This window comes from Streptomyces sp. NBC_00637, assembly GCF_045161545.1.
Lineage (GTDB): Bacteria > Actinomycetota > Actinomycetes > Streptomycetales > Streptomycetaceae > Streptomyces.
Genome location: NZ_CP109046.1, coordinates 5,704,036 through 5,716,995, shown reverse-complemented (window position 1 = coordinate 5,716,995; position 12,960 = coordinate 5,704,036). Strand labels below are relative to the sequence as shown.

At 72.4% G+C, this 12,960-nt stretch carries 11 protein-coding genes; 6 read left to right on the top strand and 5 right to left on the bottom strand.

Features of this window, described 5'->3' with window-relative positions; all coding sequences use genetic code 11:
- Nucleotides 1-32 precede the first annotated feature (32 nt).
- Together OG440_RS25090 and OG440_RS25085 are read left to right on the top strand one after the other, a co-directional pair.
- On the top strand, nt 33-641 hold the full coding sequence (locus OG440_RS25090) for a SigE family RNA polymerase sigma factor (protein WP_406009031.1): 609 nt from the start codon (nt 33-35) through the stop codon (nt 639-641).
- Complete coding sequence (locus OG440_RS25085; RefSeq protein WP_406009030.1) at nt 638-1,630, top strand: hypothetical protein; 993 nt, start codon at nt 638-640, stop codon at nt 1,628-1,630. The genes OG440_RS25090 and OG440_RS25085 overlap by 4 nt, the downstream gene beginning before the upstream one ends.
- Here OG440_RS25085 and OG440_RS25080 read toward each other — a convergent pair.
- The 5 genes from OG440_RS25080 to leuA form a co-directional block, all read right to left on the bottom strand.
- On the bottom strand, nt 1,627-2,304 hold the full coding sequence (locus OG440_RS25080) for a response regulator (RefSeq protein ID WP_406009029.1): 678 nt from the start codon (nt 2,302-2,304) through the stop codon (nt 1,627-1,629). The two genes, OG440_RS25085 and OG440_RS25080, sit on opposite strands and share 4 nt — an antisense overlap.
- Nucleotides 2,301-3,590, bottom strand: a complete 1,290-nt coding sequence (locus tag OG440_RS25075; RefSeq protein WP_406009028.1) for a sensor histidine kinase — start codon at nt 3,588-3,590, stop codon at nt 2,301-2,303. Before OG440_RS25075 ends, OG440_RS25080 begins: the two co-directional genes overlap by 4 nt.
- A 92-nt stretch (nt 3,591-3,682) precedes the next feature.
- Nucleotides 3,683-5,776: an MMPL family transporter gene (locus tag OG440_RS25070; RefSeq protein ID WP_406011450.1), complete on the bottom strand. Its 2,094-nt coding sequence runs from the start codon at nt 5,774-5,776 to the stop codon at nt 3,683-3,685.
- Between the two features lie 160 nt (nt 5,777-5,936).
- Entirely contained in the window at nt 5,937-6,632 is a 696-nt protein-coding gene (locus tag OG440_RS25065) for a TerB family tellurite resistance protein (protein WP_406009027.1), read from the bottom strand.
- Between the two features lie 186 nt (nt 6,633-6,818).
- The gene (gene leuA, locus OG440_RS25060) at nt 6,819-8,540 is read right to left on the bottom strand and encodes a 2-isopropylmalate synthase (protein ID WP_406009026.1); all 1,722 of its coding nucleotides are present in this window, start codon (nt 8,538-8,540) and stop codon (nt 6,819-6,821) included.
- 365 nt (nt 8,541-8,905) lie between these two features.
- Between leuA and OG440_RS25055 the strand changes: the two genes are divergently transcribed.
- From OG440_RS25055 to OG440_RS25040, 4 genes are all read left to right on the top strand, one after another.
- Nucleotides 8,906-9,976 carry a M4 family metallopeptidase gene (locus OG440_RS25055; RefSeq protein WP_406009025.1) on the top strand — a complete coding sequence of 357 codons (1,071 nt, stop codon included), beginning with the start codon at nt 8,906-8,908 and terminating at the stop codon, nt 9,974-9,976.
- Nucleotides 9,977-9,997: 21 nt separating this feature from the next.
- Nucleotides 9,998-10,264, top strand: coding sequence for a protealysin inhibitor emfourin (locus OG440_RS25050; protein WP_406009024.1), 267 nt, complete (start codon nt 9,998-10,000; stop codon nt 10,262-10,264).
- Nucleotides 10,265-10,356: 92 nt separating this feature from the next.
- Nucleotides 10,357-11,679 carry a GH1 family beta-glucosidase gene (locus tag OG440_RS25045; RefSeq protein ID WP_406009023.1) on the top strand — a complete coding sequence of 441 codons (1,323 nt, stop codon included), beginning with the start codon at nt 10,357-10,359 and terminating at the stop codon, nt 11,677-11,679.
- The gene (locus tag OG440_RS25040) at nt 11,676-12,950 is read left to right on the top strand and encodes an MFS transporter (RefSeq protein WP_406009022.1); all 1,275 of its coding nucleotides are present in this window, start codon (nt 11,676-11,678) and stop codon (nt 12,948-12,950) included. The genes OG440_RS25045 and OG440_RS25040 overlap by 4 nt, the downstream gene beginning before the upstream one ends.
- The last annotated feature ends 10 nt before the right edge of the window (nt 12,951-12,960 follow it).

The window sequence follows — 12,960 nt, the reverse complement described above, 5'->3', positions numbered from 1 at the left end:
ATCGGTGGTCTGGAGGGCGAGGAGGGTGCTTGATGCAGGCCGAACAAGAGGACCGGTTCCAGGAGTTCGTCAGAGCCCGGTGGTCCCGGCTCGTACGGACCGCCTATCTGCTCACGGGGGACGTCCACCACGCGGAGGACCTGACGCAGACCGCGCTGGCCAAGGCGTACCGGTCGTGGCGGCGGATCTCGCGCAGCGACAACCCGGAGGCGTATGTGCGGCGGATGCTGGTCACTTGCAACAGTGACCGGTTCCGCAAGCGGCGGGTCGCCGAGGCGCTGACCGCGGCGCCGCCCGAGCGGGCGGGGCGCGACGAGGGCGCGGGGCGGGTCGAGGAGCGTGGCTCTCTGCTCGCCGGGCTGGCTCAACTGCCGCCGAAACAAAGGGCGGTGGTGGTCCTGAGGTACTGGGAGGACCTGTCCGAGGCGGAGGTGGCCGACGTGCTCGGCTGCTCGCCCGGCACGGTCAAGAGCCAGGCGTCGAAGGGGCTCGCCAAGTTGCGTACGTATCCGGGGCTGGCCGCCGACCGCACGGTGTCCGGCGGCCGAGGTCAGGAGCAGGGGCATGGGCAGGGCCGAGAGCAGGGGCCGGCGCACGGCCGGATGCGGATCCAGGATCAGGTTCAGGGAGGCAGCAGGTGAACGGGGCGGGAAAGCAGGTGGACCAGGGGGACTTCGGGTTCGAGGAGCGGATGCGTGAACTGCTCGCGGAGGACGCGTACACCATCCACCCCTCGTCGGCGCCGTATCCGGCGATCCGGCGGCGTGGACTGGCCGAGCGGCGGCGGCGCGTCGCGCTGACCGGCGCCGCGCTGATCACGCTGGCCGCGGTGCCGGTGGGGGCGTATGCCGTGGCCGGGGGGAACGGGGGGCGGAGCGCCGACACGGCGGCACCGAAGCCGTCGGTCGGCGCCCCGCACAGCCCGGCCGGGAACACGGCCGGGAGCACCGGTGGAAGCACCGGCGAGAGCCCGGCCGGGACCTCGGCGGGCACGGGGGCCGGGACCTCCGGCGGACCCGCGCGGCCCGCCACGGACGGGCAACTGCTCGACGGGATCACCTTCGCGCAGGCGGCGGACGGGCTGGAGGAGTGTCTGACCGCCGAAGGCGGGGCGCCGGGTGGCGCCGGAGATCTCGGCAAGGCCGACGACTACCGGATCATCCTGGCGCTCAAGAGCACCGGTGACTCCAACGACCCCGGCGACGGCATCTACGTCGTCGCGGTCAAGGAGGGGCCGGCGGGCTTCCGGGTGGTCTGCTCCCTCAAGGACGGCGTGGCCTCGGGCATCAGCACCAGCTCGAGCGACGCCGACGCGCCGGGAGCGGGCCCGGTCGTGGCGGACATCAACGGCGGCAAGCTGTACCAGCAGTCGTTCGCCGACAAGGGCAAGTGGAAACTGCCGTTCCGGTGGGGGGTCATCGGCACCGTCGAGGCGCCGGTGGCCAAGGTGACCGTCTCCTACGGCGACGGCGGCCCGGTGGCCGCGACCCTGGACCACGGCTGGTTCGTCGCCGCCGGGATGCTGGACCAGCAGGTGACGCTGGCCCCGCACATCGAGGGCTACGACGGCTCCGGCAAGCTGGTCTACGACTCCGACGACGACACGACGTACGAGCGCACGCTGCCCTAGGAGGGCGCGCCCGGCCCCGGGGTCACCAGCCCCGACTCGTAGGCCACGATGACCAGTTGGGCACGGTCCCGTGCGCCCAGCTTGCCCATGATCCGGCTGACGTGGGTCTTCGCGGTGAGCGGGCTGAGGCCGAGCTCCTCGGCGATCCCGGTGTTGGTCAGGCCGCGGGCGACCAGGGCCAGTACCTCGCACTCCCGTTCCGAGAGGCACTCCGGGCCGCCCGCCGTGGGCGGCCCGGCGGGACCGCGCAGGAAGTGGGCGATCAGCCGGGCGGTGGGCCCCGGCGACAGCAGCGCCTCGCCCGCGGCGACCGTGCGGATGGCGTCGAGGAGGTCGGCGGGCCGGGTGTCCTTCACCAGGAAGCCGGCCGCTCCCGCGCGCAGCGCCTCGACGATGTTCTCGTCGGTGTCGTACGTGGTCAGGACGAGGACGTGCACCCCGGCCAGTTCGTCGTCGGCGGCGATCAGCCGGGTCGCCTCGATGCCGTCGAGGTCGGGCATGCGGATGTCCATCACCACGAGGTCGGGGCGTTCGCCGCGGGCCAGCGCCACCGCCTCCCGGCCGGTCGCGGCCTGTCCGACCACCCGCATGTCCGGCGCCGATCCGACGAGCATCGCGAACGCCTCCCGTACGAGGGTCTGGTCGTCGGCGAGCAGCACTCTGAGCGGCTTCATCGGTCCTTCCCGTGCGGCAGTACCGCGCTCACCTCGAAGCCCTTCCCGTCGTCACGCGGTCCGGCCTCCAGCGAGCCGCCGACGCTGCGCGCCCGTTCCCGCATCCCGACGATGCCGAAACCGGGCGCCCGGCCGCCTGCGCCCGCGCCGCCTTCGCGCCCCACACCGCCCTCTTTCCCCGTGTGCGTGCTCGCTCCGTCGTCGGTGACCCTGAGCCGCAGGGCGTCCTGCTCCTCGTACACCCGGACCCTGACGCCGACCACCGCCGCCGGGTCGTCGGGGCCGCCGTCCCGGCCGCCGTGCCGCACGGCGTTCGTCAGTGCCTCCTGGACGATCCGGTAGGCGGCCGCGCCGACCGCTGGCGGCACCTCCCCGGACCGTACCGTCAGTTCGACCCGCGCACCGGCGGCGCGGGCCGTCTCCGCGAGGTCGGGCAGTCCGTGCAGGCCGGGGAGCGAGCCCCGGGCGTCCGGGGTGGCGTCGTCCCGCAGCACCTCCAGCGTCGTACGGATCTCGCCGCGGGCGCTGCGGCAGGTCCCGGCGATGTCGTCGAGTGCCTTGGCGACGGCCGCGCGGTCGAGGCGGTCGGGGTCGGCGGCCAGGACGTGCGCGGCGACGGAGGTCTGCACGCCGATCAGGGTGATGGTGTGCGCGAGCAGGTCGTGCAGGTCGCGGGCGATGCGCAGGCGTTCCTCGGCGACGCGTCGGCGGGCCTCCTCCTCCCGGGTGCGTTCGGCGCGCTCGGCGCGCTCGACGATGGCGGCGACATAGCGGCGGTAGTAGCGGACGTCGATGCCGCAGAAGAGGATGGCGATGATCCAGCCGGAGATCCGCAGGAACTCCAGCGCCTTTTCCGGGTTGCTGAGGAAGTTGAGGATCAGTGTCGGGCCGAGGATGGCGCCCCCGGTGATCAGTGTCTGGCGTACCGTGCCGGTCGCCGCGACCGTGTAGAGCGCCACCATGGTCGCGGGGAGGGGCGCGACGTGCTGGTAGTCCAGTGCGTGGTACGGGGCGACGCAGAGCGCCACCGCGATCAGCACCAGCAGCGGACGGCGGCGGCGCCAGGCGAGGGGCACGTTCGCGGTGAGCAGCAGCGTCCAGCCGAGCGCGTCGGGCCGGGGCCCGTCGCCGCCGATCAGGGCGAGGGCCGTGGACAGGGCGGCCGTCGTCAAGGCCAGCAGTACGTCGTTGCGGGTGCCGTGCGGGGCGGTGCGGGGGTCGCGGTTGATCGCCGCCATGATCCGCTCGCCCAGGCCTGGCCGTACCGTGGTCGTGGTCTCCTGCACGGGTTCATCCTGGGGCACGGGGACGCCCCTACGGGAGAGCGCGGGAGCGCCCCTCCGGGAGAGGAGGGGCGCCCCGCCGGTCCGCGTGCGGTTCACACCGGCTCCGTCTGCCGCTCCGGCCGGCCCGGCCGCTCGGGCCGCGGTGGCTCGGCCTCCGGCGCCCGCGACAGCCGCCCCGGCCACCACACCCGGCGTCCCAGCGCCACGCTCGCGCTGGTCACCAGGTAGGTGCGGACGAGGAACGTGTCCAGCAGCACTCCGACCGCGATCACGAAGCCCAGCTCGACGAGTTGGACGAGCCCCATGTTCGTCAGCACGGCGAAGGTCGCGGCGAGGACGAGGCCGGCGGAGGCGATGACCCCGCCGGTCGTGCGCAGCGCGGTCAGCGCCGCGGCGACGGGATCGGCGCCGCTCATCGACTCCTCCCGCATCCGGTGCATGAGGAAGATGCCGTAGTCGACGCCGAGGGCGACCAGGAACACGAAGGACAGCAGCCCCAGCCCCGGATCCGTGCCCTCGAAGCCGAACACCGGCCCGAACACCAGCCCGCCCAGGCCGAGCGCCGCGCCCCACACCGCGACCACCGCGGCGACGAGCATCAGCGGCGCGACGAGCGACCGCAGCAGCGCCATCAGGATGAGCAGCACGGAGACGAGGACGATCGGCACGACGACGAGCCGGTCGCGGGCGTTGGTGTCCACCAGGTCGATCTGCTGGGCGCTCGGCCCGCCGACGTAGGAGCCGGTCAGCCGGTCCCGCAGGGTCTCGATGGTCGCCGTCTCGGCGGCGGACTGCGGTGGTGCGGCGGCGGTCACCGTGATCTCCGTCCAGCCGTCCCCGGTTCGGCCGGGGCGGGCGTCGGCGACGCCGTCCGTGTCCCGGATCGCGGCGAGGGTGGCGTCGGCCCGGCCGGCCGGGGTCATCACCTCGATGGGCTGGGCGGACTGTTCCGGGAAGGCGTCGGCCAGGGTCGTCATGGCGACGACCGACTCGGGCCGGTCGACGAAGGAGTCCTGCTGCTTGACCGCGCCGGGCAGGTTCAGCGCGCCCAGCGCGAGGGCGCCGAGCAGGACGGCGCCGGCCGCCAGGACGGTCCGCGGACGCCGCCCGGCCGAGGTGCCCATCGCGGCGAACAGCGACCGGCGGACCTTGGGCGTGCTGCCGTAGGCGGGCACCAGGGGCCAGAACACCCGGCGGCCCAGCAGCACGAGGAGCGCGGGCAGCAGCGTCAGCATCGTGACGAGCGCGCACAGCACGCCCACCGTGCCCAGCGGTCCCATGCCCCGGTTGGAGTTGAGGTCGGCGGCGAGCAGGCACAGCAGTCCGGCGGCGACGGTCCCGGAGGAGGCCAGCACGGCGGGACCGCAGCCGCGCAGCGCGGCCCGCATGGCGTCGTACGGCCGTTCCACGCGCCGCAGTTCCTCCCGGTAGCGGGAGACGAGCAGCAGGGCGTAGTCGGTGCCCGCGCCGAAGACGAGGATGGTCATGATGCCCGAGCCCTGCCCGGACACCGAGGTGCCGAAGCCCTGGTGGAGGCCGTAGGCGACGCCCATGGACAGGTAGTCGGCGATCCCGGCCACGGCGAGCGGCACCAGCCACAGCACCGGGCTGCGGTAGATGAGGATCAGCAGGACGGCGACGACGCCGACGGTGGTGTAGAGCAGCGGTCCGCCGAGCGACTCGTAGACCTTGGCGGCGTCGGTGGCCAGCGCGCCCGTCCCGCCCACCTCGACGGTCAACCCGTCCTCGCTGTGGACGACTTCACGGACGTCCTCGACGAACGCGTCCCGCTTCTTCTCGTCGGTGCCGGGCTCGTTGGTGGCGACCGGGTACATGAGCGTGGCGCCGTCGGCGGACGGGACGCCCCGCGGGGCCCCGGTCAGCGCGTGGTCCCCGGCGACCCGGGCGACCTGCTCCCGCGCTGTCGTCCGGTCGGCGGCGGTCAGGCCGCCGTCGCGGTGGTAGACCAGCACCAGCTCGGTGCTCTCACCGCCGGGCAGCTGCTCCTGGAGCTTCGCGACCCTGGTCGAGTCGGCGCTCGCCGGCAGGTAGTCGGTGACCCGGTCGTGCTGTACGTCGGCGAGCTTGGCGGCGAACGGCGAGGCGAGGGCGAGTACGCCCACCCACAGCGCGAGCACCACCCAGGGGATGGCACCGCGCCGGCCCTTCGCCTTCCCGGCCCCCATGAAATCTCCGGCCCCCATGAAACGGGCCCTCCCTTCGGCACGGCTGTCTGGTTGCGCTCTCCAGACTTCCGGTCCGCAGGGGGCGGATCGTCGCGCGCGAGGGCGAGTTCGGGCGTACTGCCGGGGGTGACCGGGCGGGGGGACTACTCCCCGGGGAGTATCAGGACGGCGTCCGGGCCGCCACCAGCAGACGGGTCACGTCGTCCGCGCAGATCGTCAGGGCCGCGCCCACCGTCGTGAGGACCTCTCGTTCGGCCGGGGTGTACGGGCCGTCGGCGAGGGCGATGCGGGCGCCCTGGAGCAGGATCGATTCGCGGCCGATCGAGGCGAGGTGCGGGGCGAGCGGGTCGAGGGCCTCGTGGAGCTCTATGGCGAGCCCCGGACCGTACGACTCGCCGTAGTGGCGGCCGGTGTCGGAGGCGAGGGCGGCGACGAGCGCGGCGAGCTGCTCCTCCGTGCAGTCGGCGAAGCCGGCCGCGCGCACCGCGCCCGCCGCCGTCTCCAGGGACGTACGGGCGCAGGTACCGCCCGCGGACAGGACGGCGAGGGCGACGGTGTGGACGGCGTCGCGGAGCATCGCCGAGAAGCGGATGGTGGTGGGGTGGTCGAGGACGTCGGTGCCGAAGTGGCGGCGGCAGGCCGCGCACTCGACGACCGGGCCGGTCTCGCCGCGTGGCACGACCGGCAGGCCGAGGAGGGTGAAGCGGCGCTGGCCGGTCAGCCGCTGGTAGTTGCGGTCGCCTCCGCAGCCGGGGCAGAAGAACTCGCCGTCACCCGCGGGTGTCCACGCGGTGCGGGTGCCCAGGATGCGGGCAAGCCCGGTGACACGGCCGTCTCGTCCCCGTTCTGGCAGCACGTCGCACCTCCGTAACCCCGCGGCAACATCGCCGCACGCCTCCGTGATGTTAGCCACATCCATGAGGTGTAGTCAGCACCCAGGACGAGACCTTCCCGTGACCTCCACGGCGCGATGGCCGATAAGCGACGGGGCCCCGACCGCCGTATACAGCGGTCGGGGCCCCGAAAGTGCCGGTCAGGCCGGTCAGCGGGCCGCGCGGTTGACGGCGGAGACGACCGCCTTCAGCGACGCACGCGTCGTGTTCGCGTCGATGCCGATCCCCCACAGGACCTTGTCGTCGATCGCGCATTCGATGTAGGAGGCGGCCTGCGCGGAGGCTCCCTCGCTCATCGTGTGCTCCTGGTAGTCGAGCAGGCGCACGTCGATGCCGACGGACTGCAGGGCGTCGAAGAAGGCCGAGATCGGACCGTTGCCGGAGCCGGTCAGGACGGTGTCCTCGCCGTCGACGGTGGCCTCGACGGTCAGGGTGTCGACGCCGTCGGTGTCGGTCGTGGACTGGCCGTTGCGGACCTGGATGCGGCCCCAGGGGTTCTCCGGGTTCGGCAGGTACTCGTCCTGGAAGACCGACCAGATGGCACCGCCGGTGACCTCGCCGCCCTCGGCGTCCGTCTTCGCCTGGATGAGCTTGGAGAACTCGATCTGCATCCGGCGGGGCAGGTCCAGCTTGTGGTCGTTCTTCAGGACGTAGGCGATACCGCCCTTGCCGGACTGGGAGTTGACGCGGATGACGGCCTCGTAGGAGCGGCCGACGTCCTTCGGGTCGATCGGCAGGTACGGGACCGCCCACTCGATGTCGTCGACGGTGACGCCCTTGGCGGCCGCGTCGGCCTCCATCGCGTCGAAGCCCTTCTTGATGGCGTCCTGGTGGGAGCCGGAGAAGGACGTGTAGACCAGGTCGCCCACGTACGGGTGGCGCGGGTGGACCTCCATCTGGTTGCAGTACTCCCACGTACGACGGATCTCGTCGATGTCGGAGAAGTCGATCTGCGGGTCGACGCCCTGGGAGAACAGGTTCATGCCCAGGGTGACCAGGTCGACGTTGCCGGTGCGCTCGCCCTGCCCGAACAGACAGCCCTCGACGCGGTCGGCGCCGGCCATCAGCGCCAGCTCGGCCGCGGCGACGGCGGTGCCGCGGTCGTTGTGGGGGTGGACGGAGACGCAGACGTGCTCGCGGCGGGAGAGGTTGCGGCTCATCCACTCGAAGCGGTCGGCGTGCGTGGAGGGCGTGGAGCGCTCGACGGTGGCCGGCAGGTTCAGGATGATCTCGCGGCCCGGGCCGGGCTGCCAGACGTCCATGACCGCCTCGCAGACCTCCAGGGCGAAGTCCAGCTCGGTGTCGGTGAAGATCTCGGGGCTGTACTGGTAGCCGAACTCCGTCTCGGGGCCCAGCAGCTTCTCCGCGTACTCCACGACAAGGCGGGTGCCGTCGACGGCGATCTGCTTGATGTCGTCCTTGGAGCCGCGGAAGACGACCCGGCGGAAGACGGGGGCCGTGGCGTTGTACAGGTGGACGTTCGCCCGCTTGGCGCCCTTCAGGGACTCCACGGTCCGCTCGATCAGGTCCTCGCGGGCCTGGGTCAGTACGGAGATCGTCACGTCGTCCGGGATCGCGCCCTCTTCCTCGATGATCGAGCGCACGAAGTCGAAGTCGGTCTGACCGGAGGCCGGGAAGCCGACCTCGATCTCCTTGTAGCCCATCTTGACCAGCTGGTCGAACATCCGGCGCTTGCGCTCGGGCGACATGGGGTCGATCAGGGCCTGGTTGCCGTCACGCAGGTCGGTGGAGAGCCAGCGGGGGGCGACGGTGATCCGGTTGTCGGGCCAGGTGCGGTCGGGGATGTCGACCTGGTCGTACCGGCCGTACTTGTGGATCGGCATGTGGCTGGGCTGCTGGCGGTTCGCCATGATGCGGTGGCTCCTCAGGAGGACCGGAGAGTGTCCGGACGGAAGGACGGCCGACGCGCAACACCAAGCACCGCGGGGAGGGGGTCGGCCTCGACTACAGGCCCTCGCCGCGGCAGCTAAGGAGAAGCAGCCCGAAACGCATAGTGCTCCGCAGCCTAGCGGAGCCGCTTCCGTCGCGCGGGTTCGTCCAGTATGCGGGACCGGCGGGAGGAACCATAGGAAAAGGGGCAGAACGTGCGCCACGCCACTCGCGGCCCCTCCGCCATACCACCGGCCACCGCAGATCAGGCCCCTTTGTCACCGTATTTCACCAATCATGGTTGCCGGTGGTGACAGCCACGTGACGCAGTGCAAAGGTGCCGGGCATGACGACTCACGGGGGCTTCGAGCCCGTCTTCTGCACCGTCGTACCGCCCCACGTCCTCGACCGGCTGGCGCGCAACGACGACCCCGCTCTCTCCGGTCCCGCCCGGCGCACCATCCTGCGCGACAGCGAGCTGCGCGCCCTGCGCCAGGTGAACACCGAGTACGGCCTGCTGGCCGCCCCGTCCGTGAAGGCGCCGTCGGAGCAGCCGCTGCGCACGCTCTACGACGCCGAGCACGGCACCTCCCTGCCCGGCACCAAGGTCCGCGCCGAGGGTCAGGACCCCGGGCAGGACGCCACCGTCAACCGCGCCTACTCCGGGCTCGGCGCCACCTTCGACCTCTACCTGAAGGCCTACCGGCGCCACTCGATGGACGGCGACGGCCTGCCCCTCGACGCCACCGTGCACTACGGCGAGGACTACAACAACGCCTTCTGGAACGGCGAGCAGATGGTGTTCGGCGACGGCGACGGCGAGATCTTCGTCGACTTCACCAACTCCATCGACGTCATCGGGCACGAGCTCACCCACGGCGTCACGCAGTACACGGCGAACCTGACCTACAACGGCCAGCCGGGCGCCCTGAACGAGTCGATGTCCGACGTCTTCGGCTCGCTCATCAAGCAGTACTCGCTCGGCCAGACCGCCGCCGAGGCCGACTGGCTGATCGGCGCGGGCCTGCTCGCCCCGAACGTCACCGGCACCGCCCTGCGCTCCATGAAGGCGCCCGGCACCGCGTACGACGACGACGTCCTCGGCAAGGACCCGCAGCCCGCGACGATGGACGAGTACGTCCGCACCGGCCGCGACAACGGCGGCGTCCACATCAACTCCGGCATTCCCAACCACGCGTTCTACCTGGCCGCCACCGCCCTCGGCGGCTACGCCTGGGAGAAGGCCGGCCAGATCTGGTACGACGTGCTGACCGGCGGGGAGCTCGGCGAGCGGGCCCTCTTCCCCGACTTCGCCAAGCTGACGGTGAAGGCCGCGCGCGAGCGCTTCGGCAGCGGCGGGGAGGAGCTCCAGGCCGTGGAGAAGGCGTGGGAACAGGTGGGGGTGCGGATTCTCTGAGTCCGTAATAGACAGGGACCCATGCGTATTCAGGTGAGTCGCACGGGCGGGTTCGCGGGCATCGAGCGCCGTGCCGAGGTGGACACCTCGGGACGGCCCGACGCCCACGAATGGCACGCCCTGGCCGAGCGGGCGGTCGCCGCCGGCCGGGGCGGGCCTTCGGCCGGCGTGCCGGACGGCTTCAGCTACGAGATCACCGTGGACGGCCGGACGGTGCACGCGGCCGATCCCCGGCTCACCCAGGACCAGCGCGAGCTGATCTCGCGGGTGCTGAAGGAGGGCGCCTGAGGGGCTCGCCCGGGGGCTGGCGGGAGGCGCGCAACCGGCAGTTCACGCCGGGACGTTGACTTCCTTACCCGGCGGTAAGGATGATCCCGCCCATGGCGAACGATCCGCGCGACGCGGCCAACCCGATGCCCCGGTTCCCGGCAGACTTCCTGTGGGGCGTGTCCACCTCCGCGCATCAGATCGAGGGCGCGGCGGAGCTGCGCGAACCCTCCGTCTGGGACGCCTTCACCGCCGAGCCGGGACGGGTGAAGGACGGCTCCACGGCCGAGGTGGCCTGTGACCACTACCACCGCTACCCCGAGGACGTGGCACTCCTGTCGGGCCTGGGCGTGGACGCCTACCGCTTCTCCCTCTCGTGGCCGAGGGTGAACTCGCCCGGTGGCCTCGACTTCTACGACCGGCTCGTCGACGAGCTGTGCGCGGCCGGTGTCCGCCCGGTCCCCACCCTCTTCCACTGGGACCTGCCGGCCCGGCTCGACTGGCTGGAGCGGGACACGGCGGCCCGCTTCGCCGAGTACGTGGCCGTGGTGGCCGGGCGCCTCGGTGACCGCGTGAAGAAGTGGATCACCATCAACGAGCCCGCCGAGCACACCCTGCTGGGGCACGCCCTCGGCACCCACGCCCCGGGCAGGCAGCTGCTGTTCGACGCGCTCCCCGCCGCCCACCACCAGCTGCTGGGACACGGCCTCGCCGTCCAGGCGCTGCGCGCGGCCGGGGCCACGGACATCGGCATCGCCAACTCGCACGGCCCGACCTGGCCCGCCTCCCCCGACCCGGCCGACGTGGAGGCCGCCGCCTTCTACGACCTCCTGCTGAACCGGCTGTTCGCCGAGCCGGTCCTGCTGGGCGAATACCCGGAAGGCATCGGCGACTTGATGCCGGGCGACGTCCAGGCCGACCTCAAGGTGATCGCGGAACCGCTCGACTGGTACGGGATCAACTACTACGCCCCCACGAGGGTCGGCGCCCCGCAGGGCACCGAGATCAAGTTCGGCGGGATCACCATGCCGGCCGAACTGCCCTTCTCGGTCCGGCAGATAGAGGGCGTGCCGGTCACGGACTTCGGCTGGCCGGTCGTCCCGGAGGGCCTGACGGAACTCCTCACCACCTTCCGCGAGCGTTACGGCGACCGGCTTCCGCCGGTCGTCATCACGGAGAACGGATGCAGTTACCCGGGCGTGGACGACCAGGAGCGCGTCGCCTACCTGGACGGTCACCTCCGGGCCCTGCACCGGGCGGTGGAGGCGGGCGTCGACGTGCGCGGCTACTTCGTGTGGTCGCTGCTGGACAACTTCGAGTGGGCGGAGGGGTACGAGCGCCGCTTCGGCCTGGTCCACGTCGACTTCGACACCCAGGCCCGGACCCCGAAGGCGTCGTACGCCTGGCTGCGGGACGTCCTGCGGGCGCAGAGATGACGACGGCGGACCGGGCCCCGGCGGACAGGGCGGCGTCGGCCGCCCTGTCCGAGCCCGTCGAGCGCGTCGGCCGGGGCTGGACGTCCGCCCTGTCCCTCGCCAACGGCGCGATCTGGGTGGGCTGGTACGGCCCGCTCCAGATCCTGCTGGCCTCGCAGGCCGAGGACTTCGCACCCGGCTCGGGCATGTCGAAGGAGACCATGCTGGCCTGGGTGACGGGCGTGGGCGCCGTGGCGTCCCTGGCCGCGAACCCCCTCTTCGGCGCGCTGTCGGACCGTACGACATCCCGCCGGGGCCGCCGGACGCCGTGGATCGTGGCGGGAACGGCCGGTGGCGCCCTCTCGCTCCTGCTCCTCGCGGGAGCGGACGGCGTCTGGACCATGGCGGCGGGCTGGTGCCTGGTCCAGCTGACGCTGAACGCCGCCTTCGCCGCCGTGACGGCCGCCGTCCCCGACCGGGTCCCCCGGCTCCAACGGGGCTCGGTGGGCGGCTGGCTGGGCGCGGCGCAGATCCTGGGCGTGGTCGGCGGCACCGGGCTCGCGACGGCCGCCGGGGGCGTCGGAGCGGGATACGTGGCATGCGCGGTGTTCACCACGCTGGGCGTGCTGCCGTACGTGCTCCGGTACGAGGATCTGGTGCTCGCCGCGCAGGACAGGCCGGCGTGGTCCTGGCGGGGCTTCGCGGCCGGGTTCTGGCTCAGCCCGCGGAAGTACCCCGACCTGGGCTGGGCGTGGCTGACCCGCTTCCTGATGAACCTCAGCAACGCGCTGGTGCTGCTGTACCTCCTGTACTACCTGCGCGACCGCCTGCACCACTCCGACCCCGAGCAGGGCGTGCTGATCCTGACGGCGGTGAACGGACTGACGCTGCTCGCCACGGTGGTCGTCGGGGGCGCGTGGTCGGACCGGGTCGGCCGGCGCAAGCCGTTCGTGATCTGGTCGGGCGTCCTGATGGCGGTGGCGACGGCGGGACTGGCGGTCTGGCAGACCTGGCCGGGGGCGATCGTCGCGGCGGCGGTGCTGGGCATCGGCTTCGGCGTGTTCACGTCGGTCGACTTCGCGCTGATGACCGACGTGCTGCCGAAGGCCGGGGACCGGGGCAAGGACCTGGGCGTCATCAACGTCGCCAACGCCCTGCCCCAGGTCGCGGCCCCCGCCCTCGCCGCGCCGATCGTCACCCACCTGGGGGGCTACCGGATGCTGTACCTGGTCGCGGCGGTGGTCGGACTGGCGGGGGCGGTCCTGGTGGGGCGGATCCGGGGCGTGGACTGACCTCGCCGAG

What these genes read in the sequence shown, in the direction of transcription:
- OG440_RS25050 (WP_406009024.1), top strand. Translation starts at nt 9,998, where the DNA reads ATGCGTATTCAGGTGAGTCGCACGGGCGGGTTCGCGGGCATCGAGCGC.
- OG440_RS25045 (WP_406009023.1), top strand. Translation starts at nt 10,357, where the DNA reads ATGGCGAACGATCCGCGCGACGCGGCCAACCCGATGCCCCGGTTCCCG.
- OG440_RS25080 (WP_406009029.1), bottom strand. Translation starts at nt 2,304, where the DNA reads ATGAAGCCGCTCAGAGTGCTGCTCGCCGACGACCAGACCCTCGTACGG.
- OG440_RS25090 (WP_406009031.1), top strand. Translation starts at nt 33, where the DNA reads ATGCAGGCCGAACAAGAGGACCGGTTCCAGGAGTTCGTCAGAGCCCGG.
- leuA (WP_406009026.1), bottom strand. Translation starts at nt 8,540, where the DNA reads ATGGCGAACCGCCAGCAGCCCAGCCACATGCCGATCCACAAGTACGGC.
- OG440_RS25070 (WP_406011450.1), bottom strand. Translation starts at nt 5,776, where the DNA reads ATGGGGGCCGGGAAGGCGAAGGGCCGGCGCGGTGCCATCCCCTGGGTG.
- OG440_RS25055 (WP_406009025.1), top strand. Translation starts at nt 8,906, where the DNA reads ATGACGACTCACGGGGGCTTCGAGCCCGTCTTCTGCACCGTCGTACCG.
- OG440_RS25040 (WP_406009022.1), top strand. Translation starts at nt 11,676, where the DNA reads ATGACGACGGCGGACCGGGCCCCGGCGGACAGGGCGGCGTCGGCCGCC.